Raw genomic sequence first — 17,645 nt, 5'->3', positions numbered from 1 at the left:
GTGGGGTTTTTATTTTATCTACTCGTCTTTTGAAATGACATCTTTATAAATTTCTCCGTCTTCGTTTCAAATTCTACATCAACAAAAACGCCATATTCTTTTCCATCTTCACGTAGCCACAATTTAAATTTTTCAACTGTTATTTGAACAGTTTTTGGTTTTCTACCTATATGAAGGTAATCGATAATTTCCGCTTTGGGATATTGTTCTTTCGTCTTTTCTACAGCAAGTTTCCCCCATTTAGCATAGGGTGGCTGGGCATGAACAATTGATGGACCGGTATATATATTTGAACTTGTTGTTATGAAAAGAATGACAAGTGCGACACGCATTAACAATTTCTTCATGATTAACTCCTTTTATCTTTTTTTATATTGTTTACATATTTTTTGACGATATGAGTTTGGATTTTTTTGTCTTCTTTACATAAAAGCGAGGCTTTTACAAAACATAACCAAGAAATCATTTCCGTAATTAAGGAGGGAAAATTATGCGTCAAAAAGCTATTTTTAAACTAGCAATTTTGCTTGTATTCATAGGACTATCTTTGATAGTCAGTAGTATACAACTAAAAAATGTAGAGGCATTTTCTAATCAAGTCATTCAAAGAGGAGCATCTGGCGAAGATGTCATTGAACTGCAATCTCGATTGAAATATAACGGATTTTATACAGGAAAAGTAGATGGTGTTTTTGGATGGGGTACATATTGGGCACTTCGAAATTTCCAACAAAAATTTGGATTGCCAGTTGATGGTTTAGCAGGGGCTAAAACAAAGCAAATGCTCGTAAAGGCAACGAAGTATGACAAGTCAACGGCCAATAAAGGGAATAGTGGTGGTACTGCAAAAGAAAATAAACCACCTCAAAATAAAGGGACAAATGTTCCAAATGGCTATTCTCAAAATGACATTCAGCTTATGGCAAACGCAGTATATGGAGAATCTCGTGGTGAACCGTACCTAGGACAAGTTGCAGTAGCTGCGGTTATTATAAATCGTGTTACAAGTGCATCGTTCCCAAATACCGTATCAGGTGTAATATTTGAGCCGAGAGCCTTTACCGCAGTTGCGGATGGACAAATATATTTAACACCAAATGAAACAGCGAAAAAAGCTGTATTAGATGCGCTAAATGGATGGGATCCAACAGGAAACGCATTGTATTATTTCAATCCAGATACAGCAACAAGTAAATGGATTTGGACTCGTCCACAAATTAAAAAGATTGGGAAACATATTTTCTGTAAATAGAGCGGAGGTGGAACTATGTTACGAGGTATTATAATTGTATTATTAACAGTCGGTGTAGTTGGAACAGGTTATTGGGGTTATAAAGAGCATCAAGAGAAGAATGCAGTATTAATTCGAGCAGAAAATAGCTATCAACGTGCGTTTCATGATTTAGCATATGAGGTTGATTTATTGCATGACAAAATTGGAACAACGCTCGCGATGAATTCACGTGCATCTTTATCACCTGCATTAGCAGACGTATGGAGATTAACATCGGAAGCTCGTTCAGATGTAGGACAACTTCCTTTAACATTAATGCCATTTAATAAAACAGAAGAATTTTTAGCAAATATCGGTGATTTTAGTTACCGTGCGGCTATACGTGATTTAGAAAAAGAACCGCTAAACGATCAAGAATATAAAACATTGCAAACGTTATATTCAAACGCAGGTAACATTCAAGATGAGTTACGAAAAGTACAACATCTTGTATTGAAAAATAATTTACGCTGGATGGATGTTGAGATGGCACTCGCATCAAATCGTGATCCTGCAGACAATACAATTATTGATGGATTAAAGACCGTAGAGAAAAATGTAACATCGTATTCATCTACAAACTTCGGGCCTACCTTTACAAGTGCACAAAAAAATAAAAAAGGTGGATTTGAAGCAGAAGGAAAAGCAATTTCTAAAGATGAAGCAGCGAAAATCGCAAAATCATTTTTAAATTTAAAAGGAAATGAAAAAGTAGATGTTGAGAAAAGCGGAAAAGGCGCGAAAGAATCTTTCTATAGTGTGAAAATTAAAGATTCAGCAACGAATAATGAGTTTTATATGGATATTACCGGAAAAGGTGGATATCCAATTTGGGTAATGAATAATCGAGAAATTAAAGAACAGAAAATTAGTTTAAACGATGCAGGAAGTAAAGGTTTGAAATTCTTAAAGGACCATAAGTTTAATAATATGGAGCTTTATGATAGCTCACAATATGATAACGTTGGTGTATTTACGTATGTAGTAAATGAGAATGGCGTACGAATTTATCCAGAAGCAATCCAAATGAAAATTGCTTTAGATGACGGTTCTATCGTTGGATTCTCCGCAAAAGAGTATTTAGCATCACATCAAAAACGAACAGTTCCATCAGCAAAGCTAACTGCAGCAGAAGCAAGAAAGAAAATCAATCCAGATGTTAAAGTGATGGAAGAACGTAAAGCGGTCGTAGTAAATGATTTGCATAACGAAGTACTTTGCTATGAATTTATAGGTACTTTAGGGAAAGATACGTATCAAATTTTCATTAATGCAAATAGCGGCGCAGAGGAAAAAGTGAAGAAAATGCAAGCTGTTGAAAAAATTTATGATTAAACTTTAATAGTAAAGTGGTGAGAATAATGAAGAGCCTAATATACATGTTGATGCTTTGCTTGTTTATAACTGGATGTAGTATTGGAAAAAAGGATAATCCAAACGAAAAACCAGAGCAAAAAAACGTTTCGATGAAAAATGTAAACTATACGAACAAAACAAATAAACCAAATAAACCAAATGAAAAAGCAGCGGACCATTTAGCATCTTTAGCCGCAAGTGTGCCAGGTGTGAATGATGCAACTGCTGTAGTTGTTGGGAAATATGCTATTGTAGGTATTGATGTAAAAGCAAAACTCGATCGAACTCGCGTGGAGTCCATTAAATACTCTGTTGCAGAAAGTTTAAAAAACGATCCGGAGGGTGCTAATGCAGTCGTTGTAGCAGATGTTGATACGTATGAACGACTGAAACAAATTGGAAAGCAAATTAAAAAAGGAAAAACAGGTGAAGGTATACTTGATGAGTTAGCAGCAATTGTTGGCCGGGTAATGCCACAAGTTCCAAATGACATGATTGAAAATCGAGAAACGGATCCAGTTAAAGATAATGATAAACAATTACCAAAAGATGAAGAACGAGAACTGAGAAAAGAACAGAATGACCAATCAAATAATCATTTGAATAAAAAAAGTTAACCTTAACCCTGTACAAAATTGTACAGGGTTTTTTAATATAATATTAAATATTCAGTTTATTTTCAAGGGAATATATGGTTTAATTATGATGGGAGGGACAACTGTTATGATGAAAAAAAGCGCATTAATATTTTTTAGTTTATGCTTAGGTTTCAGTATGACAGCGTGTGAACAGAAGAAAGAAGTGAAAAAACAAACAGCGACTTCTTCTACTGTGATGGAAAGTGAGAAGAAAGAGTCTATTAATATAAATCATTTCTCGAATATAAATGAAGGAATGACTTATACAGAAGTGAAAGATGTAATTGGTTTTGATGGTAATTTACTTATAGAAGAAGGTGTAGAAGATTCTACACAAATTAAGCAAATTTTTGCTTGGAAAGGAAGCGATCCAACTGCATTAGTTGAAATTACCTTTTTAGATGGAAAAGTGCATTCAAAAGAGCAGCAAGGTTTAAGTTAATAAGTTGAAAAATGGGAGAGTTTCGCATGAACATACATACAGGGGAAATTCAATTAGTTCCGTATAAGGAGAAATATAAAGAAGTTATACAAACATTTACTTTACCAAGTGAACAAGTTCAATTTACGTCAGACCCAGGTGAATTATTGGAGAAAGCAAAAAGTGATCGAACAAAAAATGTGATTGTTATTTTAGATTACAACGGGGTACCTGTTGGTCTTTTTGCATTGCAAACAGGGGATAGAGTACAGGAGTTCACAAACAATCAAGATGCTTTACTTTTAACTTCGTTTTCTGTAAATCACAATAGACAAAGAAAAGGATATGCTAAAAAATCATTGGCATTATTACAAGAGTTTGTAAAACGTTATTTCCCGATAAAAAATGAGGTTGTACTTGCTGTGAATGAAAAAAATATTCCGGCACAAAATTTATATGAAAAAGTCGGCTTCCAAGATAAAGGCTTTAGAAGAATGGGACCAATTGGTCAACAAATTATAATGCATTTACCTATCATAAAATAATGAGAAGAAAAACTTACTCTTGAAAAACAAGGTAGTAAGTTTTTTTATTTAGAACGATAAGAGAATATATATGAAAAGGCTGTATTTAAGAGTAAAGAAATTATAGCTAGTTACATAAAAAATAAAGATACTTGAAAAACTTTAAATTTAGTAAGTTCTACAATCATTAAATAATACTTTTTGGGGGCGTAGCTTTATGGAAATTATTCAATTACTAAAGAAGGATGACTTATTTAATAAGGCAATAGATGTTTTTTGGAAAGAATGGGGGGAGGCAGGTGGGCGTGCATTTTATGAAGATTGTATGACTAATGCTTTAACTGATCCAAATGACATACCGAGTTTTTACATTGCAAAAGTAGATGATAAGATTGTCGGAACGTATGCATTAATTCGCAATGATTTAAATAGTCGTCAAGATTTGAGCCCGTGGCTAGCGTGTTTGTTTGTAGATGAAAAATTTAGGGGCAACTCTATAGGAGCAAAATTGTTGAATCATGGACTAATAGAAGCAGCAAAAAGAGGATACAAATTTCTTTATCTTACTTCGGATCTTAACGGATATTATGAAAAATATGGATGGAAAGAAATTGGAGTTGCTTATGGGCCTAGTGGAGGGTACATACCTTTGTTTAAAAAGTCAACGGCTCTATAACGAAAGCACTTTTTATTCAACAAACAGGTGCTTTCGTTAAATGAAATAAAACACCAAGAACCTTACTACAATAAAATGTAGCAAGGTTCTTATAGGTTGTTATATTAAATAACTTTACATCAACTTTGAAACACATTTAAACAAGGAGAAATGATATGACAATTTATATTGCATTACTAAGAGGAATCAATGTAGGCGGGCATAAGGTAATTAAAATGGCCGATTTAAAAGAAATGTTTGAATCCATAGGGTTAAAACAAGTAAAAACATATATTCAAAGCGGTAATATCGTGTTCAAATCTAAGGGAAATATAACATTTCTAAAGGAACGAATACAATCTGAAATTAAAAACGTTTTTGGTTTTGATGTTCCGGTCATGTTAAGAACGCATGCTGAATTTATAAACATTATAAAAAGGTGTCCTTATGAAGTCGATTCATTGCTTGAAGGGGAAAGTATACATGTTGCCTTCTTAGCAAATGAACTTTCTGAAAAAGAAAAGGATCAGCTGCTTATGCAAACAAATGAAACTGAAGATTGTTATATACATGAAAAAGTTGTGTATTTGTTATTCAAAAACAGCATTCGAGATTCTAAATTAATGAATCAGTTTCAGAAGCTACATACACCAGCTACAGTAAGAAATTGGAGAACTGTGAATAAATTAAAAGCGATAGTTGAGGGGATGTAAATATAAAAAGATGAGATTTTCTGTTTATAGAAAACCTCATCTTTTTATTTATATTGTTTAGCAACAACGAATTCAACGATAGGATAAATAAAGAATGAAGAACAAAGTGCGATAAAAAGAGGAAGATTCTTTATTTCATCGAGTACTAGGAATGCAAATCCTTCTGACAATAGTAAAATAAAAAACATAAGACATATAAGTACAAAATAAGCAATTTTAAAGCTTTTATATGTAATTTGCTGTCCCATTTTATCTTGGCTTTCTTCCGATACTCCATTTGGATCTCCCCAAGTAATTTGATTAATTAAATTACCAAGTATTAACGAAAAAGCGAATATTGTTCCTCCCAAAATCGAACCTTCCGTTACATATTTATATGTGCCATGTATAAGAACTCCGATTAGTGATAATACGATAATTATGAAAATAACTTTCTTGTGATTCAATTTAGAAATGACACCCCCTATAATGTAAAAAACTCTTTACAAATACAGTATAAAATTGGGGGAGTTTTATGTCAAATACTTTTTACATAAATGGTGCAAGAATATGATATTTTGTTTTTACGATTAATAAAAAATTACATTACATTTGAATGTAAAAGAATGGGCTAGCATATATTTGGAAGGGATGTCAGATTAATTTAGGGGGTAGTTATGTCTATTCTTTTAAAAGCTGGTGCTGATGCAGGAAATAACGGTTTGAAGTTAATGGTGAAAGGGCAAGATCCTATTTTTATTCCGAGTATATATTCTTTATATATAGGAGAGCCTACTGGATTGTTAGATGAGGGAGATGTTTCATTATCGGAATTAGAAAATCACATTGACGTGACCATTAGTTCTCCATCGTTAATGTTAAATAACGTGCGGTATATCGTTGGAGAAAAAGTCATTCAAGATCAATTAAAAGGTACTGAGGTTGAGAAGAAATCAAATAAGTCAACAGATGAGTTAATGGTTATTACCATTCTATCTGGTTTAGCGGTGAGTGCTATGCGTCAAAGTCCAACTTCTAGTCATATTAATATTCGTTATGATTTATCTGTTGCTCTTCCTATGCAGCTTATTACACAAGAAATAGCTGCGGAAAATGCGAAACGTTATATGGGCAATCATAAGGTTGTGTTCCATTATCCAAACGGACGTGATGTGACAATTAATATTTCAATCGAATATTGTAAATGCCTGCCTGAGGGCGCTTCTGGTACGTGGGGCATTGTATATGATGAAGAAGGAAATGTCGTGAAACATAAAATAGAATGTGAACAAAATCAAGTTTCAGAAATTGATTTTGTTGATAAAACTTTATTGTCTTTTGATATTGGTGCAGGGACGACAGAAGAAGTAGTTTCACTAGGTGTGAACTTTAGACCACAACTAAGTAAGGGCTTATCATACGGTGTGAAAGAAACGTTACTACAAATTATTACAAGATGGAACCGGAAGTATCCAACAAAGACGATTGATAGTATTACAGAATTTAACCAAATTTATTTAAATGAAAAGCACCCAAGAAATGCGTTACTAGTTGAAGAATCACAGCCAGCATTATTAGGTTTAGCAGCACGTGTCGCAACGGATATCATAAACAAAATTGATGATATGAAAGACGATCCATACGTATTTATTTATGGCGGGGGCGCAGTAATTATTAAAAACAGTTTAAAAATGATTTTAAAACAAAAAGGACGACTAACAAATGTAATCTTTGTAGATAATCCGTTATTTACAAATGCACGTGGATTATTAGTCTACACTTGTTCGCCAAAATATAGAGAGCATAAGCAAAAAGAGTTAGGATTTACAAACTTAACGATAAGTTAGTTGGTGGAAGTATGCGATCTAGGCGATATAAACGTGGTGATCGAGTAAAAATCAATATTCATAAATCAGTATCACCTGAAATGATTGCATGGCTGAATAAACAATCAAACCCAACCAATTTCTTTTTCTTTGCAGCGCAGCAACTTTTTAAACAAGTAGGAGATATTGATGTGTCAAAAGCTATACCAAGTAGCCATGTTTTCTCATTATACGTAGAGCCATCTTCCATATTAAAGGTTGAAGTAAACCCTTTTAAAAACGTACCACTAGAAGCAAATAAACCCACCGAAAATATAAAAAAAAAATCATGGGAATCTGTTGATCAATTAGATTGTCCGTTTTTTTAAACATAGAAAAATATAAGAATTGCCCATCACTACACATACGGATACAGTGATGGGCTTTTTTCATGTAACGAATAGAGGGGGCACACCATAATTTGTGCCCCTTCTATTCGTTATTTATTTATATTTTGGCTGTATGTTCAGTAACAGCATGAATTATGTCTGCCCAGTCATCAGGATGATTTTCATGTCCTGCACCTTCAAGGGTTAGTAGGACGGATTTAGGAATTTCATCAATAAGTGCGAGACCATGTTCAAAAGGGAGCGCTGTATCGTCTGTTCCATGAATAACTAATGTAGGTGCTTGTATGGAGTGAAGCACACCTTCATATGCATCATCTCCTTGTAGTAGAGCGTGATTAAACATGCTTAATAAATTGTTAGCTCGTTCTATTTCTTGTATTACTTGTTTATAGACTCTTTTTTCATCAAATGTTCGTTTGGATCCGCATAATAGGCGAGATCCGGAAACTAAATATTCTGCTACAACTTTATCATTTGTCCAATCTAAATGCGTGCCATTTGCGTGATGTGTTAAAATTCTTTCATCCATCGGAGGTAAATCACGCGTGTTATCGTCAGAGCCTATTACACTTGTAGCTAATAATGTTAACGATAAAATTCTTTCGGGATGTTTTACAGCAGAAATTTGAGCGATCATACCACCTAAAGACATACCAAATAGATGTGCTTGATCAATATGATAAGCGTCTAGTACCCCAATTGCATCTTCTGCCATATCTGTCACTGTATAATTGGAAGTTCCAGGTTCATATGTAACAGAGCGTCCCACATCACGGTTATCAAAACGAATAACAAATTTCCCTGTGTTAGCCAACTGTTCACAAAATTCTTCATCCCAATAAACCATTGAACACGTAGCACCCATAATTAATAAAACAGCTGGGTTCTTATCGTTCCCAAAGCTTTCTGTACATATATCAATCCCGTTAATTTTAAATATTTTTTCAGTCATAGCGTTCTCCCCATTTCTTTTGAATTAAATTTAAAATATAGTTTTGAAAGATTCTAAGATGTGTGTAAGTTACGTTTTGGAACTTACAATGCTTCTTACACAATTTACCCCCAAAAATAAGTTTATGATAATTCAAGGCAAAAAAATTTGAGAAATATTTGTATGTTATTAAAATAAACAGCAAGGAGGAGAGGAAATGAAAGCAATTGTAATAGATCGATATGGGAGTGTTGAAGAATTAAAAGAAAGACAAGTATTAAAACCAATCGTTAAAAGTAAAGAGGTATTAATACGTATTTTCGCAACGTCTATTAATCCTGTTGATTGGAAAACAAGAAAAGGAGACTTACAAAAACAGTTACAGTTTTCATTCCCAATCATTTTAGGGTTAGATGTAGCTGGAGTTATTGAAGAAGTTGGGGAAGAGGTAGAGTGTTTCAAAATAGGAGATAAGGTGTATACGAAACCTGAAAATATAGGGAAGGGCTCTTATGCTGAATTCATTACAGTAAAACCGGATTTAGTATCCTATATGCCCACAAATCTAAGTTTTGAAGAGGCAGCTTCTATTCCTCTTACAGGGCTTACAGCGTGGCAAAGCCTTGTAGATTATTCACAAATAAAAGAACATGATCGAGTACTCATTCATGCGGGAGCTGGTGGAGTTGGAAGTTTAGCAATCCAAATCGCAAAATCATTTGGAGCTTTTGTTGCGACAACTGCGAGTAGTAAGAATAAAGAGTTTTTAAAGTCTTTAGGAGCAGATCTTGTTATTGATTATAAAAAAGATAAATTTGAAGAACTACTATCAGATTTTGATATTGTATTAGATACAATAGGTGGGGAAGTACAAGAAAAAAGTTTTCAAATTATAAAGCCTGGTGGTGTTTTCGTTTCGATTGTCCATGAACCAATTCAAAAAGTAAAAGGGATAAAATCAGGATTTTTATGGCTAAAACCAAATGGGAAGCAACTAGAAGAATTAGCTGATTTAATTGCACGTGGAAAAATAAAACCAATCATAAGTAAAGTTGTACCGTTTAATGAAGCAGGGGTTAGAGAAGCTCATATTTTGAGTGAAGGTCAACATGTTAGAGGTAAGATTGTAATGAAAGTGGAATAAAAATGATTAAGTAAATACCCTCAAAAAATATTTTGGGGTATTTACTTTTTAGCTTAAAGATAGTGGACATATGCATTTATAGTTTATAGTTTCGTATTGTATCATGTAATTTCTCTAAACCAATTAACATATCTTTTTCATTTAGCATAGAATAGCTAATCCTTAATTGGTTGTTATTTATATCGTTATTTAATAGACAAGCTGTTCCTGGTAAAAAAGAGACATCTACTTCATTTGCTTTTTGTAATAAGGTAAAGGGATCTATCGAATCAGGAAGTGTAACCCATAAATTAAAGCCACCATTTGGTATTTCAAACCTTATTACTTTAAGAGGTGATAACATATCAATCGTTATATCACGTCTAATTTGTAAAGCAGTACGTAATTTTTCTAAATGATTTTTCATACGTTCTGCACGTAAAAAAGGAAGGAGTGCTTTTTGCGTTAATAAAGGACTACCGATGTCCATTGAACCTTTTACAGCATATAACCATTCAAAAATAGGCCCATCGGCAATAAGAGATGCGATACGCAATCCTGGTGCTAACGTTTTACTAAATCCTTTTATATATATTACATGACCATTCGTATCAAAATTTTTGATAGGAGGGGGAATAGTAGCATCCTCAAAATATATTTCTCCGAAAGAATCATCTTCAATTATAAAAAACTCATATAGCTCTGCTAGTTCTATAAGTTCCATTCTCCGTTCATTACTCATTACTGTACCTGTTGGGTTCTGAAAAGTTGGATTCGTATACAATAATACGGGATTTTTACTTTGACAAATATCATCGATTAAGTCGGAGCGAACTCCATGATTATCAAGAGAAACTGGTATAATTTTAGCACCTTTATTGATGAAAATATCAAGTGCAGCACTGTAACAAGGACTTTCCACTAATACAATATCACCAGGTTTTAATAATGTTTGAGCAATTAAATCAATTCCTTGTTGTGCGCCGCTTGTAATTAATAATTGAGATGGATCGGTCACTAAATTCTGGTGTTCATTTAAGTAATTTGCTATTTCAACTCGCAGTTCATAATCACCCTGTACTGGCCCATAAGTTGCTAGGATCATCTGGTCTTTATTAAGTATTTTATGCATTTCGTCTGCTAAGAATGGATTTGGCAATAAACGAGGATACAAAATCGCTTGTGAAAAATCGTAATATTTTCGGTGCTGATTCATTGCATATTGAGATCGCATAACATTAATCGTTTTTGTTTGTTGCCATCTGTACGGAATTGGTTTGAAATCTTTTTTTACATGTTTATGTATATAAGCACCTTTCCCATGTTCAATGCGTATATATTCTTTCTTTTCTAATTGCTTATATGCCTTACGAACAGTTAATAGGCTAATCTGCAAATCTTCGGCCATAGAGCGTAAAGATGGAAGGGAGTCACCATGCGTAAGCATGCCGCTTTGTACTCTTTCAACAATTTGCATATATATTTGCTGATAATACGGTATGTTGGATTCTTTACGAAGGACAATCTTCATGGTTTCACCTTTTTCGTTTTTATTTTATTAAAGCGAAAAATATTTAGAGAATCAACTATAATTTTAGGTAACTGTTATATACATAGTTACACTGTTATACACCATACCTTCTATACTCATGTTAAGAGTAAAAAGGAGGAAGGGAAATGGTCATTTTCAATTATATTTTAGTATGTATTATTTTCGGAACAACATTTTTAACGATAAAAATCGGAATTGAAGCAGGAGCGCCTCCATTATTTTCAGCAGGAATTCGTTTCTTTTTAGCAGGCGTAATTCTGATGATTATATTTAAGTTAAAGCGAAAAGAAATAATGCCACATCTATTTTCAAAACGTATTATGTATGCTGGTTTTTGCTTAACATTTATGACATTCGCAACATTGTACTGGGCGGAACAATATATTTCTTCAGGGTTAGCTGCTGTGCTTTCTGCTACGGGACCGATGATGATTTTGTTATTACAGGCAAAGAGAAATAAGACAAAATTACAAAAAGAGCAACTCGTAGCATTAATTATTGCACTCATAGGTGTTGTTTTTGTTTCTTTACCAGGAATGCAACAAGAAGTAAGTTTCATATGGAGTATCGCTTGTTTTATTTTAATAATAGGAGAGTTATTTTACGGAATAGGCTCTATTCGCTCAAAAGAAATACTTTCGGATTTACAAAGTGTATCACCATTTCTCATTAATGGTATTCAAATGTTTTACGGAGGGGTTTTATTACTAATCGTATCCGTCATAGTAGAACAACCGAATGTAACTGTATTAGCTTCATGGAGTGTACAGTGGCCTATTTTATATCTTATCTTTATTGGATCAATTGGTGGACACGGATTATATTATTGGCTTTTATCAAAAACAAATCCTGTATTCCCGTCAACTTGGTTATACGTATCACCACTAATTGCTATTATAGTAGGATATATCATATTAGGAGAACCTTTAAACCCTACAATGGGAATAGGTGCTTGTTTTATTTTGGTTGGTGTATTTTTAGCTAATCGATCCACACTCCGGAGCTATTTCAAACAAGGGAAATTATTTGAGAAGGAAATGTAGTTGTATAAAGAAGCAGCTCTGTATAAAATAGGGCTACTTTAATTTTATCCCTTTCGGCAAGAAGACGCCACCTGATTTGTGTTACGGGTGAAACTCAACAAATCAGGTGGCAATGAATTGCCAAAAGAAGGAAGACTGAACTCTTTTGTCTCGTATATAAAAATTTTTTGAGAGCGAATATTTGTTTTTTGTCTTACGATATAATCTGCCGTAGATAAGGAAGGAATATATCGTAAGACAACGAAATTGGATAGTAATAATCATTTTATTACTTGAGCCAAAAGGAATTACGATGAAGAACATGTTCATATTTTGTTCCAAATATTGCTTTGTCAAAAGTAATGAATAATTTTAATGAACGCTCTAAGAAAGGTGGTGAAAACAATGGCTAGAAAGAAAGCCGTGAAAGTATTACGTAAACAAAAGAAAAAAGAAACCATGCAACGATTTACGCAGAAACAAAATATCGGACGAGCTTGCCTCACAGCTAAAGAATTTCGCTTACTTCAGCGTATGTCACATAGTTCAAAAGCATTGCGAAATGTTGGATTGTATACCATTAAACAAAGTTATTTGATCCATAATAAAATGGCTACTGTAAAAGAAGTGGACACTGCCATGCAAGCCGATACGAATTACTGGGGCATTCAATCAAACTCTGTTCAGGCGATTCGTAGAGCCTTATATGCAGAAGTGAATAGCTTTTTTAAAGCCTTGGAACAGTGGAAGAAAAATCCTGAGAAGTTCACAGGGCGTCCTAAATTTCCGAATTATTCTCGTCCAACTGACAAACGAATCATTGAAATCTATCAAGTTCCAAAATTGGATGATAACGGATATTGGATGATTCCGATGAATGTGGCATTCAGGAAAAAATTCGGTTCCATTAAAATACGTATGCCTAAAAACTTAAGAAATAAAAAAATCTCCTACATTGAGATTGTACCGAAGCAAGAAGGTCGGTTCTTTGAGGTGCATTACACATATGAAGTGCACGTTTCTCAAATGAAGAAACAATCTACGACCACAAGTAACGCTTTGAGTTGCGATTTAGGTGTAGATAGATTAGTAAGTTGCGTGACAAATACAGGTGATACTTTCTTAATCGATGGAAAAAAAATGAAATCTATTAACCAGTACTTCAATAAAATGATACGTAATCTCCAACTGAAAAATATGGGAAATGGACTTTCGAAACGAGTTGTAACGAATCAAATGGCTGCACTTTGGCATAAACGCGAAAGACAAATAAATGGTTACATTTCACAAACGGTAGGCCTGTTGTTTAAAAAAGTGAAAGCATTTGGCATAGACACGGTTGTCGTAGGGTATAACGCTGGTTGGAAACAAAAATCTGATATGGGGAAAAAGAATAATCAAACATTTGTTCAAATTCCGTTTCATAAACTGATAGCAGCAATTGAGAATAAATGTGTAAAAGAAGGCGTCCGATTTTTGAAACAAGAAGAAAGCTATACTTCAAAAGCCAGTTTCCTAGACAAAGATCCGGTTCCAGTTTGGTCTAAGGAAGATAGGACGTATCGCTTTAGTGGCAAACGAATCACTCGTGGTCTGTACCAAAGTAAAGCAGGAACATGTATCCATGCTGATATTAATGGTGCATTGAATACATTGCAAAAATCAAGAGTTGTAGAATTGGATGACAATCTCAAAGTGAAAACGCCGATTCTATTAGAAGTGCAAAAACGTAAGGCTGTTGTTTCGCGCATAGCTTAGTGGGTGCGTCAACCATCCATGTGTACTCGACTTGTCGGGGCTTGTAGCACACGCCGGATTCATCTGAGTGGTGGCTTCTTCCATAAGGAAGAATTGCTCTTTTTCGAAAGGGTGGTGCAAGTGGGAAAACAATCGTTCGTTGCCAGTACCAACCAAAAACATACTTGGGGTGTTACCGTAAGGTGGCATGAATGCTAGAGCGTCAACTGTCTAGCGATAGACGAAAAGACCTAACGTTCTAACTCAAGCCCCCACTGAAATGTTTCATCTCAGTGGGGGGAGTTGACTGTCCAAATGAATTTGCTCGTGACTGATTAGAATCTCACTACAAAGAATTAGTATTTCATACATTAAGAGAAATGTTTAATACGACGTTTGAAATTCAGTTTGATCTATGTAATGACGAACCATCAAAGTTGAAAGATGTTCCAAAAAAAGGCTAAATAGCTGGGATGAAGTAAAGAAAGCGTTAAGGCCAAAATTAGCAGAGAAAACATTTATAACCTGGGTTAGAAATACAAATGCTACTATAGAAGATAATACATTAAGAATCTTTTGCGAGGATGCGTTTCATCGTGATTTGCTTGAAGGTGAGTATAAAAATATAATTTCAAGTACCGTACAGAAACTTACTAATGAAGAATATCAAATTTGGTTCGAAATAGAATCAAAAACCACTTCTATCACACATATTCATCATATGCAAAATAATCCACTCACTTCTGGACAAGAGAAATCCAACACGATTTGGGATGAAATAAAAGATAAAATCCAAGTAACAATTTCAAGACCTTCATATGAAACATGGATCAAAGAAACGACAGCCAGAATAAATGGAAATACATATGAACTTCAATTTGAATTAGAATCAAATAAAGATGCAACCAGTAGTGGTGAAAAATCAAAATCACCTACTGAAAATACTATTTTCGAATTATGGGAGCAGTTCAAATCGTCAAATGATGAGTTAAAATATAATAATGTAGAGGATAGCGAAAAACGCATTCAAGCATTAGAAGAAAAATAGTGAACTTAGAAAAAGTGATTGATACATTAGTGGGAAATATTAGAGGTAGTAGAATTAAAAACACAGTTGGAAAAATAACCAACTGTGTTTTTTACTTAATTCGCTTTATTGATAAACCCTTTATAATTGCGTTTTACAAGCTGACTTTCTAAAGTCTTCATTGTTTCAAGTGCTACACCGACGATGATAAGTAAACTTGTACCACCGATTTGTGCAGAAGGTGGTAATGTAGCAATTTTCGTGAATACGAGCGGTAAAATTGAAATTGCCCCTAAGAAAATTGCACCGATAAATGTTAAACGGTATAAAATTTTAGTTACATATTGTTCTGTGGATTTACCAGGGCGAATACCAGGCACATAGCCATTTTGCTTTTTCAAATTCTCAGCCATTTGTTCAGGGTTTACTTGAATAAATGCGTAGAAGTATGTAAAAGCAACGATCAGACCGACATAAAGCGTCATTCCAATTGGATGTGCGAAATCAAGATTTGCAACTAACCATTGCGATACGCTTGAATCAGGGAAGAGCTGCGCAATTGTACGCGGCGTCATTAAAAATGCGGAAGCAAAGATAACTGGAATTACACCAGCACTATTTACTTTAAGAGGTAAATGGGTGTTTTTTGCTCCTTGATATTGATTGTTTCCTGAAACAGCTTTTGCATATTGAATCGGTATTTTACGCACAGCTTGTTGAATGTAAATAACGCCAACAACTATCGCTAAAATTACGAGACCAATTAAGACCATCTTTATGATGTGCATGAATAATTGATCGCCTGCATTTTGAAATTGTTGCAAATAAATTTGATTCGCAACATTTGGAATCGCCGCAACAAGTCCTGCGAAGATAATCATCGAAATACCATTACCTACTCCATTAGCGGTAATTTGTTCACCTAACCAAAGTAAAAATGCAGTACCTGCAGTTAAAACTGTCGCAATAAATAAGTATGTAGTCCAGCTTTGATCTGTTATTAATTGTCCACCTGCTATATTATTAAAGCCATAAGACATCCCAATGGCTTGTATGAATGCGAGAATGATTGTAAAGTATCGAGTAAATTGAGCTGATTTCTTACGGCCCATTTCTCCTTGCTTTGCCCATTCCGAAAATTTAGGTATAACGTCCATTTGTAGTAATTGTACTATGATGGAAGCTGTAATATATGGTGTAATACCTACAGCGAAGATTGAGAAGTGTTGCAATGCTCCTCCGCCAAATACGTTTAGCATACCTAAAACGTTAGCTTGATCTTGTACTTTTAATACCTCTGCGTTAGTATGAGGAACTGGAATAAACGTGCCAATTCGAAAAACAATTAGCATCGCTAGTGTAAAAAGAATTTTGTTTCTTATCTCAGCTACTCTCATGAAATTTGAAATCGTACGAAACATTATGTCGCCTCCTATATTTTTATCAGTTCAAAACTGATTATTATATCCCGATGAAGTAACCACAAACCTCCTTCCGCATTAAATTCATTTGACAAATGGAATTTTATACATTTTGTAGTTTTCTCGGATATAAAAATATAAGGTGTTTTTTAGCGACTAATAAGCTTTTCGTAATCATTCAATACACATAATATATCGAATAAATTAACAAATGTACATACATACGCATGAAAAATGAATGAATAGGGGCATTTTTTACATTTATTTAATGCTAGATTGATAATTAGGAACGTTTTATGTAGTTGTATTGAAAGGATTCCGTGGAAAGTATTATGGTGTAGCTGTAGCACATGATAATCTCAAGAAAATCTTCAAGGATGTTGAGAAAACTCATATATTTAGTCGTGAATTAGAGAAACTATTAAAGCAAGAAAAGATTTGATTGAAATAGTAGTGAAGGAAAATCTTTCTTCTATAGAGAATATTTCTAACGCAGGAATCTAAGTATATAGGTTCTAATAAAAGGAGAATTCACATGAATACATTTGTAAAGGACAAGTTTTATGAAACGCGAAATCAATTATTTGAGGAAATTACTTTGTTAAGTGATGCTCAATTTAATAGAAAATCAGATAAGGATAAATGGAGTATAGCACAAGTTTGTCATCACTTAGTTTTATTAGATGAGAGAGTTATAACGGTTATTTCGTCAGGATTAAAAAAGATGGATAGTTTCCAAAATGAGCGTAATGAAATTCATACTATTGTATTAGATAGATCGATAAAATTTATAGCACCAGAAATGATTGAACCAAGTATAGAACCATTTGAAGTGCTGCAAATGGTTGATTTGTTAAACGACTCTAGAAAAGAATTGATGCGTTTTCTGAGTACAATAGAAGATGAATCTAAATTGGTAAAAAAATCAGTGATGCATCCAGCTCTTGGAGAATTATTTCTTGATCAGTGGATAGAATTAATCTATTTGCATGAACAGCGTCATATAGAACAAATCAAAGAGGTCAAATTACTTTGTGAAGTTGAAAAGTAAAAATTAT

The 17,645-nt window shown here is 33.8% G+C and carries 18 protein-coding genes and 1 pseudogene; 14 read left to right on the top strand and 5 right to left on the bottom strand.

From position 1 onward, the window contains the following. Nucleotides 1-14: 14 nt before the first annotated feature. Nucleotides 15-347, bottom strand: a complete 333-nt coding sequence (locus F8162_RS01740) for a DUF3889 domain-containing protein (protein WP_151582947.1) — start codon at nt 345-347, stop codon at nt 15-17. Nucleotides 348-490: 143 nt separating this feature from the next. On the opposite strand from F8162_RS01740, the gene sleB reads away from it, so the two are divergent. The 7 genes from sleB to F8162_RS01705 all read left to right on the top strand — a co-directional run bounded on the left by sleB (nt 491) and on the right by F8162_RS01705 (nt 5,580). After that, the gene (gene sleB / locus F8162_RS01735; RefSeq protein WP_151582945.1) at nt 491-1,252 is read left to right on the top strand and encodes a spore cortex-lytic enzyme; all 762 of its coding nucleotides are present in this window, start codon (nt 491-493) and stop codon (nt 1,250-1,252) included. A 15-nt stretch (nt 1,253-1,267) separates the two neighbouring features. Continuing rightward, nucleotides 1,268-2,608 carry a germination protein YpeB gene (gene ypeB / locus F8162_RS01730; RefSeq protein WP_151582943.1) on the top strand — a complete coding sequence of 447 codons (1,341 nt, stop codon included), beginning with the start codon at nt 1,268-1,270 and terminating at the stop codon, nt 2,606-2,608. A gap of 26 nt (nt 2,609-2,634) precedes the next feature. After that, entirely contained in the window at nt 2,635-3,246 is a 612-nt protein-coding gene (locus F8162_RS01725; RefSeq protein WP_151582941.1) for a YhcN/YlaJ family sporulation lipoprotein, read from the top strand. 106 nt (nt 3,247-3,352) lie between these two features. Continuing rightward, nucleotides 3,353-3,709, top strand: coding sequence for a hypothetical protein (locus F8162_RS01720; RefSeq protein ID WP_151582939.1), 357 nt, complete (start codon nt 3,353-3,355; stop codon nt 3,707-3,709). Nucleotides 3,710-3,735: 26 nt separating this feature from the next. After that, nucleotides 3,736-4,233 (top strand): GNAT family N-acetyltransferase, encoded by a 498-nt coding sequence (locus F8162_RS01715; protein ID WP_151582937.1) that lies wholly within the window; start codon nt 3,736-3,738, stop codon nt 4,231-4,233. Between the two features lie 196 nt (nt 4,234-4,429). Further along, complete coding sequence (locus tag F8162_RS01710) at nt 4,430-4,888, top strand: GNAT family N-acetyltransferase (protein WP_151582935.1); 459 nt, start codon at nt 4,430-4,432, stop codon at nt 4,886-4,888. A 155-nt stretch (nt 4,889-5,043) separates the two neighbouring features. Further along, complete coding sequence (locus F8162_RS01705) at nt 5,044-5,580, top strand: DUF1697 domain-containing protein (RefSeq protein ID WP_151582933.1); 537 nt, start codon at nt 5,044-5,046, stop codon at nt 5,578-5,580. Nucleotides 5,581-5,624: 44 nt separating this feature from the next. Here F8162_RS01705 and F8162_RS01700 read toward each other — a convergent pair whose 3' ends face one another. Continuing rightward, nucleotides 5,625-6,026 (bottom strand): hypothetical protein, encoded by a 402-nt coding sequence (locus tag F8162_RS01700; protein WP_151582931.1) that lies wholly within the window; start codon nt 6,024-6,026, stop codon nt 5,625-5,627. Between the two features lie 210 nt (nt 6,027-6,236). Between F8162_RS01700 and F8162_RS01695 the strand changes: the two genes are divergently transcribed. Continuing rightward, a complete protein-coding gene (locus F8162_RS01695; protein WP_151582929.1) occupies nt 6,237-7,406 on the top strand; it encodes a ParM/StbA family protein in 1,170 nt (389 codons plus the stop codon). Nucleotides 7,407-7,417: 11 nt separating this feature from the next. After that, the gene (locus F8162_RS01690) at nt 7,418-7,753 is read left to right on the top strand and encodes a hypothetical protein (protein WP_151582927.1); all 336 of its coding nucleotides are present in this window, start codon (nt 7,418-7,420) and stop codon (nt 7,751-7,753) included. 118 nt (nt 7,754-7,871) lie between these two features. On the opposite strand, the gene F8162_RS01685 is transcribed toward F8162_RS01690, so the two are convergent. Beyond that, nucleotides 7,872-8,726, bottom strand: coding sequence for an alpha/beta fold hydrolase (locus F8162_RS01685; RefSeq protein ID WP_151582925.1), 855 nt, complete (start codon nt 8,724-8,726; stop codon nt 7,872-7,874). A gap of 196 nt (nt 8,727-8,922) precedes the next feature. Between F8162_RS01685 and F8162_RS01680 the strand changes: the two genes are divergently transcribed. Beyond that, a complete protein-coding gene (locus tag F8162_RS01680; protein ID WP_151582922.1) occupies nt 8,923-9,849 on the top strand; it encodes an NADP-dependent oxidoreductase in 927 nt (308 codons plus the stop codon). Between the two features lie 76 nt (nt 9,850-9,925). Here F8162_RS01680 and F8162_RS01675 read toward each other — a convergent pair whose 3' ends face one another. Then, nucleotides 9,926-11,359: a PLP-dependent aminotransferase family protein gene (locus F8162_RS01675; protein ID WP_151582920.1), complete on the bottom strand. Its 1,434-nt coding sequence runs from the start codon at nt 11,357-11,359 to the stop codon at nt 9,926-9,928. A gap of 146 nt (nt 11,360-11,505) precedes the next feature. Here F8162_RS01675 and F8162_RS01670 point away from each other — a divergent pair, with 146 nt between their 5' ends. The 3 genes and pseudogenes from F8162_RS01670 to F8162_RS01650 form a co-directional block, all read left to right on the top strand. Beyond that, entirely contained in the window at nt 11,506-12,423 is a 918-nt protein-coding gene (locus F8162_RS01670; protein WP_151582918.1) for a DMT family transporter, read from the top strand. Between the two features lie 384 nt (nt 12,424-12,807). Beyond that, nucleotides 12,808-14,160 (top strand): RNA-guided endonuclease TnpB family protein, encoded by a 1,353-nt coding sequence (locus F8162_RS01660; protein ID WP_151582916.1) that lies wholly within the window; start codon nt 12,808-12,810, stop codon nt 14,158-14,160. Nucleotides 14,161-14,447: 287 nt separating this feature from the next. After that, nucleotides 14,448-15,265, top strand: a pseudogene (locus F8162_RS01650) (DnaA N-terminal domain-containing protein); the annotation flags it as partial. A gap of 17 nt (nt 15,266-15,282) precedes the next feature. Here F8162_RS01650 and secY read toward each other — a convergent pair. Then, complete coding sequence (secY, locus tag F8162_RS01645) at nt 15,283-16,587, bottom strand: preprotein translocase subunit SecY (RefSeq protein ID WP_151582914.1); 1,305 nt, start codon at nt 16,585-16,587, stop codon at nt 15,283-15,285. Nucleotides 16,588-17,122: 535 nt separating this feature from the next. Between secY and F8162_RS01640 the strand changes: the two genes are divergently transcribed. Beyond that, nucleotides 17,123-17,638, top strand: a complete 516-nt coding sequence (locus F8162_RS01640; protein WP_151582912.1) for a DinB family protein — start codon at nt 17,123-17,125, stop codon at nt 17,636-17,638. Nucleotides 17,639-17,645 lie beyond the last annotated feature (7 nt).

Source organism: Bacillus sp. CH140a_4T, from assembly GCF_008923725.1.
GTDB lineage: Bacteria > Bacillota > Bacilli > Bacillales > Bacillaceae_G > Bacillus_A.
This window is presented reverse-complemented; position numbering and strand designations above follow the sequence as displayed.

Bases quoted from the DNA above. Each gene is read 5' to 3' on its own strand.
- F8162_RS01685 (WP_151582925.1), bottom strand. From the start codon at position 8,726: ATGACTGAAAAAATATTTAAAATTAACGGGATTGATATATGTACAGAA.
- F8162_RS01715 (WP_151582937.1), top strand. From the start codon at position 3,736: ATGAACATACATACAGGGGAAATTCAATTAGTTCCGTATAAGGAGAAA.
- F8162_RS01725 (WP_151582941.1), top strand. From the start codon at position 2,635: ATGAAGAGCCTAATATACATGTTGATGCTTTGCTTGTTTATAACTGGA.
- F8162_RS01740 (WP_151582947.1), bottom strand. From the start codon at position 347: ATGAAGAAATTGTTAATGCGTGTCGCACTTGTCATTCTTTTCATAACA.
- F8162_RS01660 (WP_151582916.1), top strand. From the start codon at position 12,808: ATGGCTAGAAAGAAAGCCGTGAAAGTATTACGTAAACAAAAGAAAAAA.
- F8162_RS01670 (WP_151582918.1), top strand. From the start codon at position 11,506: ATGGTCATTTTCAATTATATTTTAGTATGTATTATTTTCGGAACAACA.
- secY (WP_151582914.1), bottom strand. From the start codon at position 16,587: ATGTTTCGTACGATTTCAAATTTCATGAGAGTAGCTGAGATAAGAAAC.
- F8162_RS01680 (WP_151582922.1), top strand. From the start codon at position 8,923: ATGAAAGCAATTGTAATAGATCGATATGGGAGTGTTGAAGAATTAAAA.
- F8162_RS01705 (WP_151582933.1), top strand. From the start codon at position 5,044: ATGACAATTTATATTGCATTACTAAGAGGAATCAATGTAGGCGGGCAT.
- F8162_RS01710 (WP_151582935.1), top strand. From the start codon at position 4,430: ATGGAAATTATTCAATTACTAAAGAAGGATGACTTATTTAATAAGGCA.
- F8162_RS01675 (WP_151582920.1), bottom strand. From the start codon at position 11,359: ATGAAGATTGTCCTTCGTAAAGAATCCAACATACCGTATTATCAGCAA.
- F8162_RS01690 (WP_151582927.1), top strand. From the start codon at position 7,418: ATGCGATCTAGGCGATATAAACGTGGTGATCGAGTAAAAATCAATATT.
- ypeB (WP_151582943.1), top strand. From the start codon at position 1,268: ATGTTACGAGGTATTATAATTGTATTATTAACAGTCGGTGTAGTTGGA.
- F8162_RS01640 (WP_151582912.1), top strand. From the start codon at position 17,123: ATGAATACATTTGTAAAGGACAAGTTTTATGAAACGCGAAATCAATTA.
- F8162_RS01695 (WP_151582929.1), top strand. From the start codon at position 6,237: ATGTCTATTCTTTTAAAAGCTGGTGCTGATGCAGGAAATAACGGTTTG.
- sleB (WP_151582945.1), top strand. From the start codon at position 491: ATGCGTCAAAAAGCTATTTTTAAACTAGCAATTTTGCTTGTATTCATA.
- F8162_RS01720 (WP_151582939.1), top strand. From the start codon at position 3,353: ATGATGAAAAAAAGCGCATTAATATTTTTTAGTTTATGCTTAGGTTTC.